This is a genomic window from Demequina sediminis, from assembly GCF_030296675.1.
GTDB lineage: Bacteria > Actinomycetota > Actinomycetes > Actinomycetales > Demequinaceae > Demequina > Demequina sediminis.
Genome location: NZ_AP027736.1, coordinates 1580710 through 1600725, shown reverse-complemented (window position 1 = coordinate 1600725; position 20016 = coordinate 1580710). Strand labels below are relative to the sequence as shown.

Sequence of the window (20016 nt, the reverse complement as noted above, 5' to 3'; positions counted from 1 at the left end):
GTCGGCCTCCCGGCGACGGGACGGCGCGGTCGCCGGGATAGACTGACCCCACCGTCCGCCCCGCCGGGGTTCGCTACGTGAGGAGACCCGTTGACCCCGACTCCACCCGCAGCAGTGATGATCCTGGCCGCAGGGGCGGGCACGCGCATGAAGTCCTCCACCCCCAAGGTGCTGCACCGGATCGCCGGACGCACGCTGGTGGAGCACGCGCTCGCCGCCGCCGCGGAGCTCGACACCCGTCGTACCGTCGTCGTCGTGCGGCACGAGCGCGAGGCGGTCGCCGCGCACGTCGCGCAGGCCGCGCCGCATGCGCTCATCGCGGATCAGGACGCCGTCCCCGGCACCGGCAGCGCGGTGCGCTGCGGGCTGTCGACGCTCGATGCGACCACGGTCGCCGCGGCGGTCGCCGCCGGTGCGGTCGGCGACCGCGCCGTCCTCGACAGCCAGGTGCAGGGATCGATCGTCGTCACGAGCGGGGACGTGCCTCTGGTCGACGGCGCGCTGCTCGGCGCGCTCGTCGAGGCGCACGACGCGCAGGGCAACGCCGTCACTGTCCTCACCGCGGAGGTGCCCGACGCGAGCGGCTACGGACGGATCGTGCGCGACGCCACGGGCGCCGTGCTGAGGATCGTCGAGCACCGTGACGCGACGGACGCCGAGCTCTCGATCCGCGAGATCAACGCGGGCATCTACGTGTTCGACGCCGGACACCTGCGTGACGCCCTCGCGCGCCTCACGACCGACAACGCCCAGGGCGAGCTCTACCTCACCGACGTGCTCGGACTCGCGCGCGAGGCCGGCGGGCGCGTGGGCGCGCTCGTCGCCCCCGACGCGAGCGCCGTCGAGGAGTGAACGACCGCGTCCAGCTTGCCGCGGCGGGCGCCGCGCTCAACACGCGGATCGTCGAGCGGTGGATGCGCGACGGCGTCACCGTCGTCGACCCCGCCACGACGTGGATCGACGCCGGCGTGGTGCTCGAGCCCGACGCGGTCGTGCTGCCCGGCACGCAACTCCACGGTGCGACGCGCGTGGCCGCGCACGCCTCCGTCGGACCCGACACGACTCTCACCGACGTCGAGGTGGGTGAGGGCGCGACCGTGATCCGCACGCACGGCTCGGGCGCGCGCATCGGTCCCGGCGCCACCGTGGGCCCCTTCACGTTCCTGCGCCCCGGCACCGTGCTGGGTGCCGACGGCAAGATCGGCGCGTTCGTCGAGACCAAGAACGCGTCCATCGGCGCGCATTCGAAGGTCCCTCACCTCAGCTACGTGGGCGACGCGACCGTGGGCGAGCACTCGAACATCGGTGCCGGCACGATCTTCGTCAACTACGACGGCGTCACCAAGTCCTCGTCACATGTGGGCAGCCACGTGCGCATCGGCTCCGACAACACGCTCATCGCGCCCGTCGAGATCGGTGACGGCGCCTATACGGGCGCGGGGGCCATCGTCCGTCACGACGTCCCCGCGGGGGCGTTGTCCCTCAACGCCGTCCCGCAGCAGGTGGTGGAGGGATGGGTCGAGCGTCGCCGCCCCGGCACGCCGTCCGCCGAGGCCGCCAGGGCCGCGCAGGACGGAGCCGTCGCGAGGGCACTATCGTCGGGGGCGCAAGAGGAGCGGGCCGCGGCTGCGCATCACACCGTTAAGGACAAGGGAGAAGCATGAACGCCGTCATCTCGAACCCGAGCGAGCGCCGCCTGGTCCTCGCGGGTGGCAGGGCCCACCCCGAGCTGGCCGAGGCCGTCGCCGAGAACCTCGGCATCGACCTCCTCCCCACCACCGCCTACACGTTCGCGAACGGCGAGCTGTACGTGCGCTTCGGCGAATCGGTGCGCGGAGCGGACGCGTTCGTGCTGCAGTCTCACGCCGCCCCCATCAATGAGGCGATCATGGAGCACCTCATCATGGTCGACGCGATGAAGCGCGCCTCCGCCAAGCGCATCACGGTGATCATCCCCAGCTACGGCTACGCGCGACAGGACAAGAAGCACAAGGGACGCGAGCCGATCTCGGCGCGACTCATGGCGGATCTGTTCAAGACGGCGGGCGCGGATCGCGTGATGTCGGTCGACCTGCACACCGCGCAGATTCAGGGTTTCTTCGACGGCCCCGTCGATCACCTGTGGGCGATGCCGATGCTCGCGGACTACGTCAAGAGCCGCGTCTCGCCAGGCAACCTCACGATCGTCTCTCCCGACGCGGGCCGCGTGCGCCTCGCGGACCAGTGGTCCGACCACCTGGGTGCGCCGCTCGCGATCATCCACAAGCGTCGCGACCCCTCCGTGCCCAACCAGGTCAAGGTCCACGAGCTCGTGGGTGAGGTCGAGGGCCGCACGTGTGTCCTGGTCGACGACATGATCGACACGGGCGGCACGATCGTCCAGGCCGCGGAGGCGCTGTTCGAGAACGGCGCCAAGGACGTCATCGTCGCGTCGACGCACGGCCTGCTGTCGGGTCCCGCGGTCGAGCGCCTCCAGAACTCGGGAGTGTCCGAGGTCGTGGTGACGGACACGCTGCCCATCTCGGAGGACAAGAACTTCGAGAAGCTCACCGTGCTGTCGATCGCGCCGCTCATCGCGCGTGCGGTGCGCGAGGTCTTCGACGACGGCTCGGTGACGAGCCTGTTCGACGGCAACGTCTGAGCCTTCCTCCGCCCGCCTAGGTCCTAGGTCACCCCGCGCATCGTCGCGGCGCGCCTAGCCTGCGAATCGTCCCCCCATTTCGGTCGATTCCAGGGGTAAGAATGTTCCAAAGGCGGAACCGGTTCCTTGTCATGGCGCTCGCCGGCGGCGGCGCCCTCGCGCTGTCCGGCTGCACCGGCGGCCACATCGACGGCGGCGAGGCGAGCCTCACGCTGCCGGAGCTGTCGGACGTGAGCATCGCGGGAGGCGTCTCGGGCAGCGCGCTGCTCATCGGCGGCCTGCTCGTCACCGTGCTGGGCCTCGCGTTCGGCGTGAGCGTGCTGTCGCGCATCCGGCGGCTGCCGGTGCACGCGTCGATGCGCGAGGTCTCCGAGCTCATCTACGAGACCTCGAAGGCGTACCTGGTCCAGCAGGGCAAGTTCCTGCTCGCGCTGTGGGGCGTGATCGCGTCGGTGATCGTGCTCTACTACGGCGTCTTGGTCGGCTTCGGGTGGGGTCGCGTCGCGGTGGTCATCGCGTTCAGCCTGATCGGCATGGCGGGGTCGTACTCGGTCGCGTGGTTCGGGATTCGCGTCAACACATACGCGAACTCGCGGACGTCGTTCGCGGCGCTCGATGGCAAGCCGCTACCGCTTCACCGCATCCCGCTCCAGGCAGGCATGAGCATCGGCATGGTGCTCATCAGCCTCGAGCTGCTCATGATGCTCGTGATCCTGCTGTTCCTGCCGCGCGAGATCGCGGGAGCGTGTTTCATCGGCTTCGCGATCGGCGAGTCGCTCGGCGCCGCGGCCCTGCGCATCGCGGGTGGAATCTTCACCAAGATCGCGGACATCGGCTCCGACCTCATGAAGATTGCGTTCAAGATCAAGGAGGACGATGCCCGCAACCCGGGCGTCATCGCGGACTGCGTGGGCGACAACGCGGGCGACTCGGTGGGCCCTTCGGCGGACGGCTTCGAGACCTACGGGGTCACGGGTGTCGCGCTCGTGACGTTCCTCCTGCTCGCTGTCCACGACCCCGGCATCCAGGCGATGCTGCTCGTGTGGATCTTCGCGGTGCGCGCCGCGATGCTGCTCGCGTCCTCCGTGTCGTATCTCCTCAACGACGCCTGGGCGCGGCGCCGCTACGCGAGCGCGACGCGCATGGACTTCGAGCACCCGCTCACGTCGCTCGTGTGGCTCACCTCCGCCGTCTCGATCGGCGCGACGTACCTCACGGCGTTCTGGGTGATCGGCGACATGGCCGACGGCATGTGGTGGAAGCTCGCGACCATCGTGTCGTGCGGCACGCTTGCCGGCGCGCTCATCCCCGAGCTCGTCAAGGTCTTCACGTCGACCTCGAGCCGCCACGTGCGCGAGGTCGTCAAGAGCTCTCGCGAGGGCGGGCCGTCGCTCAACATCCTGTCGGGACTCGTCGCGGGCAACTTCTCGGGCTACTGGCTGGGCATGGCGATCGTGGCGCTCATGGGCGGCGCGTATCTCATCTCCGAGCTGGGACTCGAGCAGATCATGCTCGCGCCCGCGGTGTTCGCGTTCGGGCTCGTCGCGTTCGGGTTCCTTGGCATGGGGCCCGTGACCATCGCGGTCGACTCGTACGGCCCGGTCACCGACAACGCGCAGAGCGTCTACGAGCTGTCCGTCATCGAGGAGGTCGACGGCATCGACGAGGAGCTGCGCCGCGACTTCGGCATCGACCCCCAGTGGGACCGCGCGAAGCAGATGCTCGAGGAGAACGACGGAGCGGGCAACACCTTCAAGGCCACCGCCAAGCCCGTGCTCATCGGCACCGCGGTGGTGGGTGCGACCACGATGATCTTCTCGATCATCATCTCGCTCACCGACGGCCTCACGACGGGCATCGAGAACCTCTCGCTCATCCATCCGCCGTTCCTGCTCGGCCTCATCACGGGCGGCGCGACCATCTACTGGTTCACCGGCGCGTCGATTCAGGCCGTCACGACCGGCTCGTACCGAGCCGTCGAGTACATCAAGGACACGATCCGGCTCGACGGCGCGTCCAAGGCCTCGACCGAGGACTCGCGTCGCGTGGTCGAGATCTGCACGCAGTATGCGCAGCAGGGGATGATCAACATCTTCCTGGGGGTGTTCTTCGCGACGCTGGCCTTCGCGTTCGTCGAGCCCTACTTCTTCATCGGTTACCTCATCTCGATCGCGCTGTTCGGCCTCTACCAGGCGATCTTCATGGCGAACGCGGGAGGGGCGTGGGACAACGCCAAGAAGATCGTCGAGGTGGACCTGCACGCCAAGGGCACCGCGCTCCACGAGGCGACGATCGTGGGCGACACGGTGGGCGACCCCTACAAGGACACGTCCTCGGTCGCGCTCAACCCGGTCATCAAGTTCACGACGCTGTTTGGCCTGCTCGCGGTCGAGCTCGCGGTGGGTCTCACGGCGCAGGGCAATCAGGTGCTCGTGTACTGGCTCGCGGCCGCATTCCTGGCGGCCTCCGCGTTCTTCGTGCATCGCTCGTTCTACGGCATGCGCATTCGCGCGAGCCTCGAGGGGGACAGGGACGATGCCGGGGAGGCCGCTCCCGCATCGTCCGGTGACGAGGTGGCAGGCGGTCGCTCGGCCGAGGCCGCGGCGCGCGCATGACCGCGGTCGCGATCCTCTGCGACGGCGTGACCGTCGTGGAGGGTCGCGTCGCGGGGCACGATGCGCGGGCCACCCTGGTGCGCCGCCTCCAGCGGCTCTTCCCCGGGGCCGCTCTCGTGGGGCCGCGGGCGCAGCGGGCGGAGGGCTTCGCCGTGGTGCCGCTCGCGCTCGTGGACCCGCGCACCACGGTCGTGATCAACATGGACGTGGTGAGCTCGCCCGCGGTGTGGCGCACGCTCGCCGCGGGCGGCGCCGAGCCGCGAATCGCGAACTTCGTGTGGTGGAACACGTCGCAGTTCACCCATCCCGTCCAGCGCGCCTCGCTGGCCCTCGCGTGCGCCCTGTTTCCCACGTTCGCGAACTCGGAGCGCACCGCGACCGAGGTACGCGAGATCGTCGCGGCGCTAACGGTCCCGTCACTCGCCGAGGGGGCCCGCATCGACTGGTCCAACCTGGGCATCCGGCTGGGCCACGTGCAGCCTCGCGAGGAACCGGCGGTGCCGGTGGTGCTCTATCCCGCGATTCGGCTGTCCGAGCGCAAGCAGCCGCGACTGTTCCTCGACGTGGTCGAGAGGGTGCGTCGGCGCACCCCGATTCGCGTCGAGATGCGCCTTGAGGAGGCGCACCTCATCTCCGAGGACGCGATTCGCCTGTCGCGCAAGGACTGGGCGTGGGTCGGGCCCCTCACCGCGACGCGCGAGGACTACTACTACCGGCTCGCCCGCACCACGGCCTTCCTCGCGACCGCGCGGGACGAGTCCTACGGGCTCGAGTACGTCGAGGCGATGGTGGCCGGCGCGGTCGGGGTGTTCCCCGACCGTCCCTGGGCGAGGGCGCTGCTGCCCGCCGGCTACCCGCTGTTGTATGCCGACCCGGCATCCGCGGAGCACCTGCTGCTGCGCGCCGTCACGGATCCCGCGGGCTGCCGCGCCGAGCTCGACGCTGTCGCGGGTGGCGACTTCGTGGGCTGGCTCAGGCGCCACCACGACGACACTCAGTTCGAGGAGCGCTTCTCCGCCGCGCTCGCGCGCTGGTTCCCCGAGGACTGAATCCCCGAGGACTGGTCGCGCGCGGGGAGCCAGCACCATGCGATGAGTGCGCACGTCGCTCCCACGGCGAGACCCGCGACCACATCGGTGGGATGGTGCATGCCGCGATAGACGCGCGCGAGCGCGACCCCGACCGGCACGAGCGCGCACACGACGATCACCACGACGCGCAGCCCTGCATGACGAATCCGCGTCGCCATGAGCGCGAATGCGAGGTACACCGCGGCCGAAGCCCCCGTGTGGCCGCTCGGGAAGCTCGAGGTGGGCGGGGCGTGGTCGAGCTGGTCGACGTCGGGGCGGTCGCGGCCCACCACGATCGAGCTCGTGAGGAACACGGCGGCCTCGAGCGAGAGGGCGAGCGGGGGGACCACCGCGAACCACCATTGGCCCGTCCGCCACCACACGAGTCCCGCGACCACGAGGCACGTCGCGATCATGACCTGCGTGTCCGCGAGACCCGAGACCACGGCGGTGACGGAGTCGAGCGTGGGAGTGCGGTTGTCGACGAACCACTGGCTGATGTCGCGCTCGGAGACGTCGAGCGCGGCGAGAGCGAATCCCGCTCCCACCACGACGATCCAGAGGACCGCCGTGGGGACGAGGACGCGCGTGAGAAGAGCACGGCCCGCCTGCGCCGCGGTGGGCGCGACGGCGCCGGGTCCGGGGTGCATCGCCGTCACATCCGCGCGTAGCGCGCGCGGGCGAACGAGTACAGGCCGTACGCGGCGAAGCCGGCTCCGACGAGCACGACGATGACGGCGCCGCCCGGCAGGTCGAGCAACTGCTCGACGGCGCCGTCGATGCCCTGCGCCTTGTCGGGATCGGCGGTCAGGGCGGCCAGCGCGAACAGCACGCCGACGACCCCGAGCGCGATGCCCTTGGCGATGTAGCCGACCGTGCCGAGCGCACGTACTCCCGTGCCGAGCTCGCGACCGGGCAGCGCGCGGAGGTCCCGCAGGAATCTCTTGGTCGCACCCTTGTGCACGTGATAGACGGCGCCCGCGAGCAGGCCGACCCCCACGGCGGCCACGAGGATCCGCCCGGCGGGCGCACCCATCAGCGTCGCGGCGAGGCCCTGCGCCTCTTGGTCGCCGCTCGAGCCGCCGCCCGAGCCCCTCGCGATCGACGCGGCCGACAGCGCGAGGGCCCCGTACAGGACGGCCTTGCCCGCCGCCTTGGCACGGTCCATGCCGTCGCCGCGGCCGCGCAGCGCGTCGGCGAGTTGCCACAGCGCGAGCGCGACGAACGCCGCGGCGGAGGCCCACAGGATCGCGGCACCCGCCGGCGCATCGCGCAGGCTCTGGAGCGCGGAGTCGGAGTCCGCCTCGCCCCCGAACCGAGTCCGATGCGGATGATCACGAAGCCGATGACCAGGTGAAGGACCCCGGAGACGGCGTATCCCGCCCGTGCCAGCTTTTCCCAGATGTCGCCCGAGGTTCCGGCGCGGGCGCTACTCGCCGATGAGGTGGCCATGCTCCCTCCAACGGCGTTCCCGCCGAGCGCATTCCGCCCACCCGGCCCCGGCTTCGTCTCCGCTCCTGCCCGCGAGTGGCGCGGGGTGCCGCGCGTCGGGTAAAGTAGCGCAGTTCCTCGGCGAGGCTGGGACGCGTACCCGGCGTGATCGACGCGGCAGATGCGTGCAGCCCTGCCTTGCCTTGGCCCCATCTGACGCAAGAGGAGACCTCATGTCCGACAAGCTCACGCTCACCGCCGAGAAGCGCACCGAGTTCGGCAAGGGCGCGGCCCGCCGTGCTCGCGCCGCTCACCAGACGCCCGCCGTCATCTACGGCCACGGCACCGAGCCGGTCCACATCGTGCTCCCCGCGCACGACACGATGCTCGCGCTCAAGCACTCGAACGCGCTGCTCACCATCAAGCTCGAGGATGACTCGCTCGTCGCGATCGTCAAGGACGTTCAGCGCGACCCGGTCCGCCGTCTCATCGAGCACGTCGACCTGCAGCTCGTGAACAAGGGCGAGAAGATCACCGTCGACGTGCCGCTGCACATCGTGGGCGAGTCCTTCCCCGGCACCATTCACGTCACCGAGTACTCCTCGCTGCAGCTTGAGGCCGATGCGACCGACCTTCCCGAGGGCATCGACCTGTCGATCGAGGGCCTCACCGAGGGCACCAAGGTCCACGCGTCCGACGTTCCGCTGCCCAAGGGTGCGACGCTCGTGACGGACCCCGACGCGGTCGTCGTGACCGTGCTGGCCCCGCGCGGCGCGGCCAGCGACGACGACGAGGCGGGCGCCGAGTCCGCCGCGGAGTAAGCGCATCTCGATGTTCGCCCGGCTCGCCCACCTGTGGGCGCGCCGGGCGTCGTCGTCTGTGGGAGAGGACATCGACGTGACGGACCTCGTGGTGGGCCTGGGCAATCCCGGTCCCGAGTACGAGCACACGCGGCACAATGTTGGCGCGATGGTGGCGGACGAGCTCGCGCGCCGCGGCGGGGGAGGGCTCGCCGTCAACAAGAAGACGCACACGCGATCCGCGACCGTGAGGCTGGCGGGCCGCGGCGTCGTGATCGGCGTGCCGATGTCGTTCATGAACCTCTCGGGCGGCCCCACGTCCTCGCTCGCGAAGTATCACTCGGTCGCCCCGACCGAGGTCATCGTGGTCCACGACGAGCTCGACATCCCGTTCGGGACCGTCAAGATCAAGCGCGGTGGAGGCTCTGCCGGCCACAACGGGCTGCGCGACGTCACCAAGGCGCTCGGCACCCCCGACTACGTGCGGGTGCGCGTCGGCATCGGCCGCCCGCCGGGGCGCATGGACGCCGCGACGTTCGTGCTCAAGCCGTTCTCCGCCGCCGAGCGCAAGGAGCTGCCGTTCCTCGTGGACGATGCCGCGGACGCCGTCGAGGAGATTCTCGCCTCCGGCGTCGAGGCCGCACAGATGAGGTTCCACACCAAGGGTTGATCGGACGGACGGCACCGGCTCGACAGCACGGGGGAGGGCGTCGCTAGTATCGATGAGACGAGCCGCGCGTGCCGCCGGATGACCCTGGGGCACGCGCGTTCGACTGAGTGCGGTCCCCCCGGCCGCCTCTCGAGCTGGAGGGAGACCCCGTGACGACCGAGACCAGCCCCTGGCGCATCCCGCTCGCGCCCGACGCGAGCTTTGGGGCCGCGCTGTTCGACCTGGATGGTGTGCTGACGCCGACGGCCGACGTGCACATGGCCGCCTGGTGGCGCATGTTCACCGACTACTTCGACGCGCATGGCATCACGCCTGCCTACACGGACGCGGACTACTTCGCCCATGTGGACGGCAAGCCTCGCTACGACGGTGTGCGCGCATGCCTCGCCTCGCGCGGCGTGACGCTTCCGGAAGGAAGCCCGGACGATGCCCCCGGCACCGAGACAATCTGCGGCGTGGGCAACACCAAGAACGAGGCCTTCTCCGCGATCCTGCGGGACGAGGGTGTGACGCCGTACCCCGGCTCGGTCGCGCTCATCGATCACCTCGAGGAGATCGGCTGCCCCATGGCGGTGGTCTCGAGCTCGCGCAACGCGCCGGCCGTGCTCGCCGCGGCGGGACTCGCGCACCGCTTCGAGGTGGTCGTCGACGGTCAGCTCGCGGCGGACCACGGCATTGCGGGCAAGCCCGCTCCCGACACCTACCTGTATGCCGCCGAGCTGCTGGGCGTGCCGCGCGAGGCCGCGGTCGTGGTCGAGGACGCGATGTCGGGCGTGGCGGCCGGCAAGGCCGGCGGCTTCGGCCTCGTGGTGGGCGTCGATCGCGGCGCGGGGGCCGAGGAGCTGCTCGAGGGCGGCGCCGACGTGATCGTCACCGACCTTGCCGAGCTGGTGGCGCGGTGAAGGCCGCGCACCGCGCGCTCGGCGACACGAGCGCTCCCGACTACGTCGACCGCCTGCGCTTTCCCGCCGACCCGTGGCGTCTGGTCGAGACGGAGTTCGACGCGTCCGACATGGGCACGACCGAGACCCTGTTCGCGGTCGGCAACGGCTACCTCGGGCTGCGCGGCAACGTCGAGGAGGGCCACGACGCCCACGCGCACGGCACGTTCATCAACGGCTTTCACGAGACGTGGCGCATCCGCCACGCGGAGGAGGCCTACGGCTTCGCGCGCACCGGCCAGACCATCGTCAACGTGCCGGACCCCAAGACCATCCGCCTCTACGTCGACGACGAGCCCCTCCTGCTCTCGGTCGCGGACCTGCCCGAGTATTCGCGCACGCTCGACATGCGCACGGGGGTGCTCACGCGCGACCTGCTGTGGCGCACCCCCGCGGGCAACCGCGTGCGGGTGCGCTCGCGGCGCATGGTGTCGTTCGTCCAGCGTCACCTCGCGATCATGCAGTTCGAGGTGACGCTGCTCGACAAGGAGGCGCCCGTCGCGATCTCCTCGCAGCTCCTCAACCGCCAGGCGGGGGCCGACGAGTACCGCTCGAGCCCCGGCGCGTCCGCGGCATTCGACCCGCGCAAGTCCGAGTCGCTCAGCGAGCGCGTGCTCGAGCCGCGCATCCACCGTGCGCACGGGGACCACCTCATGCTCGGCTACGAGTGCGCCAACTCCGGCATGACGCTCGCGGTCGCGATGGAGCACGAGGTCGAGTTCGACGGCGAGGTGGAGCGCGACACCGAGGTCCAGCCCGACTACGCGAAGGCCGTCTTCCGCTTCCGTGCGGCGCCCGGGCGCACGTTCACGCTCACCAAGGTGGTGTCGTACCACTCGTCCCGCGTGGTGCCCGCGCGCGAGTTGGGGGACCGCTGTCACCGCACGCTCTCGCGCGTGCGCTCGGAGGGCGTGGCCAAGCAGTTTAAGGACCAGGAGGACTGGCTCGCGGACTTCTGGTCCCGGTCCGACGTCGAGGTCGACGGCGACGACCGCGTGCAGCAGGCGATCCGCTGGAACCTCTTCCAACTCGCGCAGGCTGCCGCCCGCGGCGACGGTCAGGGCGTGCCTGCCAAGGGAGTCACCGGCTCCGGCTACAGCGGCCACTACTTCTGGGACACCGAGATCTACGTGGTGCCCTTCTTCGTCTACACGTCGCCGGGGATCGCCAGAAACGCGCTGCGGTATCGGTACACGATGTTGCCCAAGGCCGTCGATCGCGCGGGCGAGCTCGCGCAGCACGGCGCGCTCTTCCCGTGGCGGACCATCAACGGCGAGGAGGCCTCGGCGTATTACGCGGCGGGCACCGCGCAGTACCACATCGACGCCGACATCTCCTTCGCGATCGACAAGTACGTCAAGGCCACGGGGGACGACGAGTTCCTCGCGCGTGAGGGCATCGACATCCTGGTGCAGACCGCGCGCATGTGGGCCGACCTGGGCTTCTGGCGCAACCTCAAGGGCGACGGCTCAAGCTTCCGCATTCACGGCGTCACGGGCCCGGACGAGTACACGACGGTCGTCAACGACAACCTCTACACGAACGTCATGGCGCGCTCCAATCTCCGCTCCGCCGCGGCATCGGTCCGCAAGCTGGCCTCGCTGTGGCCCGACCAGTACCGCAAGATGGTCGCGCGGCTTGGCCTCGACGATGCCGAGGTGGTCGAGTGGGAGTCCGCCGCCGAGGCCATGGCGATCCTGTGGGACGAGGACCTGGGCATCCACCCGCAGGACGCGCTCTTCCACGAGCGCGAACTGTGGGACCTCGAGAACACGCCTCCCGAGAAGCGGCCGCTGCTGCTGCACTTCCATCCGCTGGTGATCTACCGCTTCCAGGTGCTCAAGCAGGCGGACGTGGTGCTCGCGCTGTTCCTCCAGGGCGACCAGTTCACCGCCGAGGAGAAGAAGGCGGACTTCGACTACTACGACCCCATCACCACCGGCGACTCGACGCTGTCGGGTGTGGTGCAGTCGATCATGGCGTCCGAGGTGGGCTATCACGAGCTCGCGCTGCGCTACTTCTGGGACGGGCTGTTCGTCGACATCGCTGACCTTCACTCGAATACCGCCGACGGCGTGCACGTCGCGTCGGCGGGAGGAGTGTGGTCCGCCCTCGTCCACGGCTTCGGCGGGATGCGCGACTACGGCGGCGTGTTGTCGTTCGACCCGCGCCTCCCGGCGAGCTGGCCCGAGATGCGCTTCCGGCTCACCCAGCGCGGCACGCGGCTCCTCGTGACGCTGCGTCAGCACGAGATCGCGTTCACCGTGGAGGAGGGCCAGGGCCTCACCGTCATGGTGCGCGGCGAGCGCGTGAGCATCCTGCGCGGCGAGGACGTGGTCGTCGACCTTCCGGATCAGGGGCCGCGCCTGAGGGGCGCCCCGGATGCGGCGGCGTTCCACGGGACGATGCGCGCAGACGGGTCGGTCGTGACGGCGTCGCTTCCCGCCGTGGTCGAGCAGGAGGCCGAGGGCGAGTAGCCCGCGTGGGGACGACTGTCCGGATTGTCCGGTTCGCTGTCGGTGGGTGGTGATGGACTTGTTCCATGACCACGATGGCGGTGCCGGAGGTGCGCGACGCACGCGGTGCGCTCGACGTCCGCGAGGCACTGCGCGCGCGCGTCGACGCGGCGGGCGACCTCACGGACTGGGACCTCACCGCGCTCGCGCGTGATCTGGTCGACCGCCGTCGCGAGGTCGACCTCATGCTCGCGCGGGTCACGGCGGAGGTCGGCGCGCGTTCCGGTCAGGGCGCGAGCGGGCTGGCGCGTCGGCGCGGCTTTCGCGGCTCGGATCAGCTCGTCGCGAGCCTCACGGGCGGGACGGTCGCGGAGGCCGAGCGGCTGCGCGTCCTGGGCACGGCGCTCGAGGGGCGGGTGGACGATGCCCCCGGCGGGGCCGCCGTGCTGCCTCACCTGGCGTGGGCGGCGCGCGAGCGCCACCTCAGCCCCGATGCGTTCGTGCTCCTGCGCGGGGTGCTGATGCGCCATCCGGACGCGTGCGACGGCGACGGGGTGCCCGTGGATGCCGCGGTGCGCGCGACGCCGCTCGGGCGCCAGCCGCTCGCGCGCGTCGAGCGGGTCGCTGTCGACAGGGCGGTGGCGCTACCGCTGCGCTCGGTGCGCGCGCTGGTGGCGCAGCTCGAGGCCGGGCTCACGCCGGCTCGCGTGGCCGAGGAGAACTACGAGGAGCTGCACGCGTCGCGCCTCGCGTCGTTTCGCGAGGAGGCCAACGGCATGGTCTTCGTGTCCGCGATGCTCGATCCGCTGACGGCCGCCCCGCTGATGGCGGCGGTGGACGGTTACGTCGCGCACGCGCTGCGGGCGCGTCGAGATGACGGTGTGGGCGGGCAGGATGCTGGAGATCGCCCCACCACCGCGCAACTGCGCGCCGACGCGCTCGGCTGGCTGGGGCGGCACGCGACGGGTTGCCGCCAGCCCCACGATGCCGTGAGGACCACGGTGTCGATTCGCGTGTCGCTTGCGGACCTGCGGGCGGGCGACGGCTACGGCACGGTGGACGGCATCACGATGCCGATCCCCGTGGGCGTGCTGCGCAGGCACGCGGTCGACGCGGAGGTGGTGCCGACCGTGCTCGGGATGGGCTCCGAGATCCTCGACCACGGCCGCGCCAAGCGTCTGTTCACCGCCGCGCAGCGCCGCGCGATCGCCGAGCGGGACAGGGGCTGCGCGTTCTGCGGAGCGCCGCCGCGCTTCTGCGACGTGCACCACCTCCACGAGTGGCAGTACGGCGGGCTGACGAACGTGCGCGACGGGATCATGCTGTGCGTCGGGTGTCACCACTGGATCCATCGCGAGGGGTGGGCGATCCGCTGGAGGCGGGGGAGCCCCGAGTTCGTGCCTCCGGCCGCTGTGGACCCGCGGCGCACCCCACGTCAGGGCTACCAGGCGCGCGTCAGGCTCGACCGGGTGACGTCGCCGCGCCTCGACACGCTGGGCGTGAGGCGCACATAGGGCGACGCGGCCAACCGAGACGGACGCGTGCCGCGACCTAACGGTGCGTGATGCGCGCGAGGAACTCGCGGGTCTCGGGCTCGCGGGGCGCGTCGAAGATCTGCTCGGGGGTGCCGGTCTCGAGGGGGCGTCCGCCGTGCATGAAGACGATGCGGTCGGCGACGGAGCGTGCGAAGGACATCTCGTGCGTCGCCATGAGAATCGTCGAGCCCTGGTTCTTGAGGTCGCGCACGAGGTCGAGCACCTCGCCCACGAGCATGGGGTCGAGGGCCGAGGTGATCTCGTCGAGCAGCAGGAGTTCGGGATCGGTCATGATCGCGCGCACGATCGCCACGCGCTGCTGCTGACCGCCGGACAGCCGGTCGGGGTAGTCGCGGACCTTGTCGCCGAGGCCGAAGGTCTCGAGCAGCCCGATCGCGCGGTCGCGTGCGACATCGGGAGCGATCCCGTGGACCTTGCGGGCCGCGAGCGTGACGTTGTCGATCACGCGCATGTGCGGGAACAGGTTGAAGTGCTGGAAGACCACGCCGATGCGCGCTCGCACCTTGTCGACGTCGACCGCGGGGTCGGTGATGTCGTCCCCGCTGAGGAGGATGCGGCCGTCGTCGAACCTCTCGATGAGGTTGATCGTGCGCATGAGCGTGGACTTGCCCGAGCCCGAGGCGCCGATCACCACGACCACCTCGTGGCTCGCGATCTCGAGGTCGACCCCACGCAGCACGTGGTTGTCGCCGAAGAGCTTGTGAACGCCCTGCAGCTCGAGGACTGTCGCGTGGGCGGCGGAGGGGTGGGCGGCGGTCATACGGTGCCTCCCGTCTGCTCTCGCGTGGCCATGCGCGCGGAGACGTGGTCGGTGAGACGGATCATCGGGAAGCTGAGCGCGACGAACAGGAGCCCGGCGACCACGTAGGGCGTGAAATTGTAAGTCGTCGCCTGCACGATCTGCGCCTGGCGAATCGCGTCGACCGCGCCGAGCACGGAGATCAGGCCCACGTCCTTCTGCATCGACACGAAGTCGTTCATGAGCGCGGGCACCACCTTGCGCAGCGCCTGCGGGATGACCACGAGGCGCAGGGTCTTGGCATGGGACAGGCCCAGCGACCGCGCCGCGACGCGCTGCGACGGGTGGACGGCTTCCATGCCCGCGCGCAGCACCTCGGCGACGTACGCCGAGTAGCACAGCGAAATCGCTATCGTGCCGAGCACGGCGACCGGGATGCGCACCTCGGGGTTGAGCCCCGGAATGCCGAAGCCCACGAGGTACAGCACGATCAGCACGGGCAGGCCGCGGAAGAGATCCGTGTAGCCGGTCGCGAGAGCGCGCACGGGGAAGAACACCGGCCCGCGCAGCGACCTCATCACGGCCAAGAGCGTGCCCACGATCGCGACGACGATGGTCGCGAAAAACAGCACCCGGATGTTGAGCCACAGGCCCTCAAGGATGCGGGGGAAGGACTCCGCCGCAATCTCGACGTTGAAGAACGTCTGGCGCACCGCCTCCCAATTGGGAGAGGTCACCACGAGCCAGCCCGCGATCGCCGCGAAGGCGACCGTCGAGACCAGCGCGATGAGGACCGAACGGCGCGAGGCGCGCCTGCGGTGAAGCCTGCGATCGAGTTCGAGCGCGCTCGGCTGCCACGCTGCCGTCCGGTCCGTCATCGTGCGACTACTGCAGGACGGGGACGCCGGCGGCCTCGGACAGCCACTCGGTCTCGAGCGCCGCGAGCGTGCCGTCCTCGCGCAGGGCGTCGACGGCCGCGGTGACGGCGGTGGTCAGCGCGGAGCCCTTGGGAAGCACGAACGCGAACTCGTCGCCGCCCTCGGTGCCCTCGAACTGGCCCACGATCGTGCCGTTCTCGACCTCGACGTAGGCCGAATAGAACGCGCCGGGCAGGTCCGTCACGAAGGCGTCGATCTGGCCCGCGTTGAGCGCACCCACGACATCCGCAACCGAGTTGTAGACGGAGAGGTTGTCCTCGCCGAGCGCCTCGGCGGCCACGGTGTAGGAGGTGGTGCCCACGGCGACGCCGACGGTCGAACCCGTGAGGTCGGCGATCGAGGAGGCTTCCGCCGCGGGGCTGCCGTCGACCGCGACGAGCGCCTGCGACGTGACGTAGTAGGGGCTCGAGAAGTCGACGGCCTGCGCGCGCTCCTCGGTGACCGAGAACTGCTGGATGTTGAGGTCCCAGTCCTTGGCGCCGGGCGCGATCGCGGCGTCGAAGGCCGAGCGGACCCACACGACGTCCTCGGCCGCGAAGCCCAGCTCCTCCGCGACGGCGTAGGCCACGGCGGCCTCGAAGCCCTCACCGGACTCGGGGGCGTCGCCGATCACCCAGGGCTCGTACGCGGGCTCGCCGGTGGCGATCGTGAGCTTGCCCTCGGTGAGGGTCTCGAGGGCGGCCTCGGCGGCGGGAGCGGAGGCGGACGGCGACGGCGTCTCCTCGGCCGATGAGGAGCAGCCGGCCATCATCACCGCGGACAGAGAGGCGGTCGCGAAGAGGGTGGCACGCACACGGGTATTCATGGTTGCTCCTTGGAAGGAAAAGGGGGTGGGAGGCGCGGCGCCCGTGGCCGCGCGGGATCATTCTAGCCGCGACGCGAGGCGCCAATCCGCGAAGTCGAAGCCGGGGGACACCATGCAACTCACGAGCGCCTCGGCGTCGTCCGTGAGGCGCGCCGACTGCCACGTTCCCGCGGGCACCAGGCACTGCGCCACGTGGCCCGACGCGAGGTCGGGGCCGAGCGTCACGGACACGGGAGAGTCGGAGGGGTGCTCGCCGTCGCCGCCCAGGCTCACCTCGAGCGCGCCCGGTCCGTGCCAGAGCCACAACTCGTCCGAGCTCACGACGTGCCACGCGCTCACCTCGCCGGGAGTCAGCAGGTAGTGGATGCAGGTCGCCGCGGGCCGCGCGCCACCGGGGGTGACCACGTGGTGAGAGGCGGTGTAGGTGCGGCGAAACCAGCCGCCCTCGGGGTGGGCCTCGAGGCCCAGGACGCGCGCGGTGGTGGGGATGGCGGTCATGCGGGGGACGCTCCCGTCTGCTCGGTGAAGGCCGGGCGCGCGGCTCGCACCCGACCGGAGATCACGGTGGCCGCCGCGCGGCCCTCGCCCGCCGCGGCCACCTCCGCCAGCGCATCGGCCGCATTCGCGACCGGCACGTCGAGGAAGGTGAGGTCCGCGCGCGCTCCTACCGCCAAATACCCCGTGCGATCGGGTCCCACGTGAAGACCCATCGCGCGGGCGCCGCCCAGCGTCGCGGCCGCGATGAGCCGCTCGGGCAGGTCCGCGCCGCGGTATCCCTGGGCGCGGGCGATCCGGTGGAGCTCCGCGACGTCGGCCAAGAGGTCGAGGCTCGGGGAGCTCGACAGTGAATCCGTGCCCACCGCGATCGGGCTGCCCTCGGTGAGGTAGGCCGCGACGGGAGGCTCGTCGAGGCCGATGACCGCGTTCGAGCGCGGGCACAGCGCGACCGACGTTCCGCGCGCGCGCAGGATCGCGCGGTCGGACTCGGTCATGTAGACGCCGTGAGCGATGTGGCAGTCCGGGCCGAGGACCCCGAGGTGATCCACGTAGTCCGTCGCGGACGTGCCGTAGCCCGCCTGGCGCAGGTCGGCGAGGCTCGTGAGGCCGCGGGCGTGCCAGGGCTCGGCGACCGCGTCGGCGTCGGACGCGGCATGCTGGAACTCGCGCTCGATGGCCGACTCGCCCAGGTGAATGTGGAGGCGGCTGCCGCGCTCGCGGACGATGTCGGGGATCTCGAGCAGCGGCGCGATCTCGAGCGAGTAGGGCGCATGCGGGGACAGCCCGGTGCCGGGAGGCGAGGGCAGTGCCGCGAGCGCGGCCTCGACCTGGTCCCTGCCGCGGGCGACCCACTCCTCGTTGGTCCAGTCGATGACCTCCCAGTAGGTGATGCCGTGCAGGCCGGCGTCGTGCAGCGCGCGCATCGCCTCGAGGTCCGTCACGACGTCCGCGACCGCGGTGGTGCCGGCCTCAAGGGCCAGCCGTGCACCGGTCGCGGCGTCGGCGGCCCAGTCGTGCGGGTGCGCGTAGACCGGGTTAAAGGCGCGCGCCCAGTCGTCGAATCCCTGGTAGGAGCCGCGTCCGACCTCGGCCATGCCCGTGTACTGCAGGTGCGTGTGCGCATTGACGAGCCCGGGGATGAGGACGCCGGGCCAGTGCACGTGGCGAGCGTCGAGGCCACGCTCGGCGAGGGAGCCCGCGACCCAGTGGCGCTCGCCCACGTGCAGGATGCGGCCGTCGCGCACCGCGATCGCGCCGTCGAGGATGGGAGGCGCGGTGACGGGCACCACGAGCGCGGCGGAGTACAGCGTGACGTCGCTCATCGGGCGCTCCGGTAGCGGCGCGAGCGCCAGTCGGAGTCGGCGGCGGTGCGGCGGGCGGGCGAGAGGACGATGCCGCGCTCGCGGGCCGCAACCGCGGCCACGTGGGACACCGCGGGCTCGGGCAGCGCGTGGACACCCACGCCGGGCCGGAACTCGACCAGGTGGCGAATCGCCGCGAACTGCGTCGCGAAGGACAGATCCATGATCTCGATCGGGTTGCCCTCGGCCGCGGTGACGTTGATGCAACCCCCGCGGTCGAGCACCAGGGTGTCGGTCGCGAGGTCGAGGTCGAGGTGAGGGATCCGCGTCGGCCCCAGCGTCACGGGCTCGAGGTCCGCGCCATCGAGGTCGACCTCGTCGGGCACGCCGCCCGCGACCGCGACGATCGCCGCCGCCTCGAGCAGGTCCCGCGTGATGGTGTGCGCGACGCCCGTGCACGAGATCACGAGCGCCCCCTGCACAAGGTCCGCGGCCCGTCCCACCGCGAAGCCGTCGTGCGCGGCCAGCAGCGCGCGCAGGGGATCGGCCTCGGCGACGCTCACGTGCGCGCCGAGCGCGTCGAGGTGCGCCGCGACGCCCTCGCCCACCGGCCCGTAGCCGATCACGAGGACGGGGACGTCGCGCACGGTCGCGTCTACGTGCTCGATGAGGTCGGCGATCGCGAACACGCAGCTCTGACCCGTGCCGTAGCGGTTGTCGAAGCCGGTCTTGGTCGCGGCGTCGTTGACCGCGATCACGGGGGTCGCGAGCACCCCGACGCGGCTCATGGTCCGCAGCGGTGCGAGTCCCGAGGTCGTCTCCTCGGTCACCCCGATCCATGCCGCGACGAGCTCGGGCGCTGACTCGTGCGCGAGCCGCACCAGGTGGCTGCCGTCGTCGACCACGACGTCGTAGCCGCGGTGCAGCCAGGCGAGGGCGGCCTCGCGCTCCGCGTCGCCCGCGAGCGTCGCGTCCGCATCGACGGTCACGCCGCGCTTGCGCAGGGCATCTGCCACCTCGGGGTCGGTCTCGTCGGGGTGGGCGTACACGGACACGTCGGCCCCTGCGTCGCGCAGCAGCAGCGCGAGGTTCGCGGTCTTGGGCTCGAGGGTCATCGACACCCCGATCCTGAGCCCGGCCACGGTGCCCGCGCTCGCGAGCTCGGCGGCCAGCGCCGTCGAGACGGGCATGTGGGCGCGCGCGAAGTCGAGCCTGCCGGCGGCATCTCCTCGCGAGGCCAGCGGCCGCCCGCCCAGGGCGAGCGAGGCATCGTCCCCGCGCACCTCGATGTCGAGCACGTCGGGACCCTCGGCATCGTCCTCCACGAGCACGGCGCCGAGCGCGCGGGCCATCCTCGCGACGGCGAGGGCAACGGTGGTGTCCTCGGACTCGGCGCTCACGCGGACCGGCCGGCCGGCGATCAGCAGGTTGGTCTCGCGGGCGAAGCGGCGGAGGATCCGCTCGGCGGTGGCGTGCGGATCGGTCATGGCCAAAGTCTAGGAGCGCCGCGGGGGACCGCTCGCGTCCACACCCCCACCCGCATTACCCTCGAATG

General features: G+C 71.1%; 16 protein-coding genes and 1 pseudogene. 9 read left to right on the top strand and 8 right to left on the bottom strand.

Annotated features, from left to right (window positions below):
* Positions 1 to 117 precede the first annotated feature (117 nt).
* The 4 genes and pseudogenes from glmU (at position 118) to QUE44_RS08120 (ending at position 6305) form a co-directional block, all read left to right on the top strand.
* Positions 118 to 1664: pseudogene (gene glmU / locus QUE44_RS08135) on the top strand (bifunctional UDP-N-acetylglucosamine diphosphorylase/glucosamine-1-phosphate N-acetyltransferase GlmU).
* A complete protein-coding gene (locus QUE44_RS08130; protein ID WP_286214018.1) occupies positions 1661 to 2641 on the top strand; it encodes a ribose-phosphate diphosphokinase in 981 nt (326 codons plus the stop codon). The pseudogene glmU and the gene QUE44_RS08130 overlap by 4 nt, the downstream one beginning before the upstream one ends.
* Before the next feature lie 101 nt (positions 2642 to 2742).
* Positions 2743 to 5256, top strand: coding sequence for a sodium-translocating pyrophosphatase (locus QUE44_RS08125; protein WP_425557951.1), 2514 nt, complete (start codon positions 2743 to 2745; stop codon positions 5254 to 5256).
* Positions 5253 to 6305 carry a glycosyltransferase family protein gene (locus tag QUE44_RS08120; protein ID WP_286214017.1) on the top strand — a complete coding sequence of 351 codons (1053 nt, stop codon included), beginning with the start codon at positions 5253 to 5255 and terminating at the stop codon, positions 6303 to 6305. Before QUE44_RS08125 ends, QUE44_RS08120 begins: the two co-directional genes overlap by 4 nt.
* On the opposite strand, the gene QUE44_RS08115 is transcribed toward QUE44_RS08120, so the two are convergent.
* Both QUE44_RS08115 and QUE44_RS08110 read right to left on the bottom strand, forming a co-directional pair.
* Positions 6251 to 6976, bottom strand: coding sequence for a phosphatase PAP2 family protein (locus QUE44_RS08115; protein WP_286216724.1), 726 nt, complete (start codon positions 6974 to 6976; stop codon positions 6251 to 6253). The genes QUE44_RS08120 and QUE44_RS08115 overlap by 55 nt on opposite strands.
* A gap of 5 nt (positions 6977 to 6981) precedes the next feature.
* Positions 6982 to 7494 (bottom strand): DUF1206 domain-containing protein, encoded by a 513-nt coding sequence (locus QUE44_RS08110; protein ID WP_286214016.1) that lies wholly within the window; start codon positions 7492 to 7494, stop codon positions 6982 to 6984.
* A gap of 496 nt (positions 7495 to 7990) precedes the next feature.
* Here QUE44_RS08110 and QUE44_RS08105 point away from each other — a divergent pair, with 496 nt between their 5' ends.
* From QUE44_RS08105 to QUE44_RS08085, 5 genes are all read left to right on the top strand, one after another.
* The gene (locus tag QUE44_RS08105; protein WP_286214015.1) at positions 7991 to 8578 is read left to right on the top strand and encodes a 50S ribosomal protein L25/general stress protein Ctc; all 588 of its coding nucleotides are present in this window, start codon (positions 7991 to 7993) and stop codon (positions 8576 to 8578) included.
* A 76-nt stretch (positions 8579 to 8654) separates the two neighbouring features.
* Entirely contained in the window at positions 8655 to 9227 is a 573-nt protein-coding gene (gene pth, locus QUE44_RS08100) for an aminoacyl-tRNA hydrolase (RefSeq protein WP_286216723.1), read from the top strand.
* Positions 9228 to 9376: 149 nt separating this feature from the next.
* Positions 9377 to 10129 carry an HAD family hydrolase gene (locus tag QUE44_RS08095; RefSeq protein ID WP_286214013.1) on the top strand — a complete coding sequence of 251 codons (753 nt, stop codon included), beginning with the start codon at positions 9377 to 9379 and terminating at the stop codon, positions 10127 to 10129.
* On the top strand, positions 10126 to 12645 hold the full coding sequence (locus QUE44_RS08090) for a glycoside hydrolase family 65 protein (protein WP_286214012.1): 2520 nt from the start codon (positions 10126 to 10128) through the stop codon (positions 12643 to 12645). Before QUE44_RS08095 ends, QUE44_RS08090 begins: the two co-directional genes overlap by 4 nt.
* A gap of 65 nt (positions 12646 to 12710) precedes the next feature.
* Positions 12711 to 14138, top strand: coding sequence for an HNH endonuclease signature motif containing protein (locus QUE44_RS08085; protein WP_286214010.1), 1428 nt, complete (start codon positions 12711 to 12713; stop codon positions 14136 to 14138).
* Between the two features lie 37 nt (positions 14139 to 14175).
* Here QUE44_RS08085 and QUE44_RS08080 read toward each other — a convergent pair whose 3' ends face one another.
* From QUE44_RS08080 to QUE44_RS08055, 6 genes are read right to left on the bottom strand one after another with little or no spacing between them, the layout of a single operon-like run.
* Positions 14176 to 14940 carry an amino acid ABC transporter ATP-binding protein gene (locus QUE44_RS08080; protein ID WP_286214009.1) on the bottom strand — a complete coding sequence of 255 codons (765 nt, stop codon included), beginning with the start codon at positions 14938 to 14940 and terminating at the stop codon, positions 14176 to 14178.
* The gene (locus QUE44_RS08075; protein WP_286214007.1) at positions 14937 to 15797 is read right to left on the bottom strand and encodes an amino acid ABC transporter permease; all 861 of its coding nucleotides are present in this window, start codon (positions 15795 to 15797) and stop codon (positions 14937 to 14939) included. The genes QUE44_RS08080 and QUE44_RS08075 overlap by 4 nt, the downstream gene beginning before the upstream one ends.
* A gap of 7 nt (positions 15798 to 15804) precedes the next feature.
* Entirely contained in the window at positions 15805 to 16662 is an 858-nt protein-coding gene (locus tag QUE44_RS08070; protein WP_286214005.1) for an ABC transporter substrate-binding protein, read from the bottom strand.
* Between the two features lie 57 nt (positions 16663 to 16719).
* Positions 16720 to 17160: a cupin domain-containing protein gene (locus QUE44_RS08065; RefSeq protein ID WP_286214004.1), complete on the bottom strand. Its 441-nt coding sequence runs from the start codon at positions 17158 to 17160 to the stop codon at positions 16720 to 16722.
* A complete protein-coding gene (locus QUE44_RS08060; RefSeq protein WP_286214003.1) occupies positions 17157 to 18482 on the bottom strand; it encodes an amidohydrolase family protein in 1326 nt (441 codons plus the stop codon). Before QUE44_RS08060 ends, QUE44_RS08065 begins: the two co-directional genes overlap by 4 nt.
* Positions 18479 to 19948, bottom strand: a complete 1470-nt coding sequence (locus QUE44_RS08055) for an adenosylhomocysteinase (protein WP_286214002.1) — start codon at positions 19946 to 19948, stop codon at positions 18479 to 18481. Before QUE44_RS08055 ends, QUE44_RS08060 begins: the two co-directional genes overlap by 4 nt.
* Between the last annotated feature and the right edge of the window lie 68 nt (positions 19949 to 20016).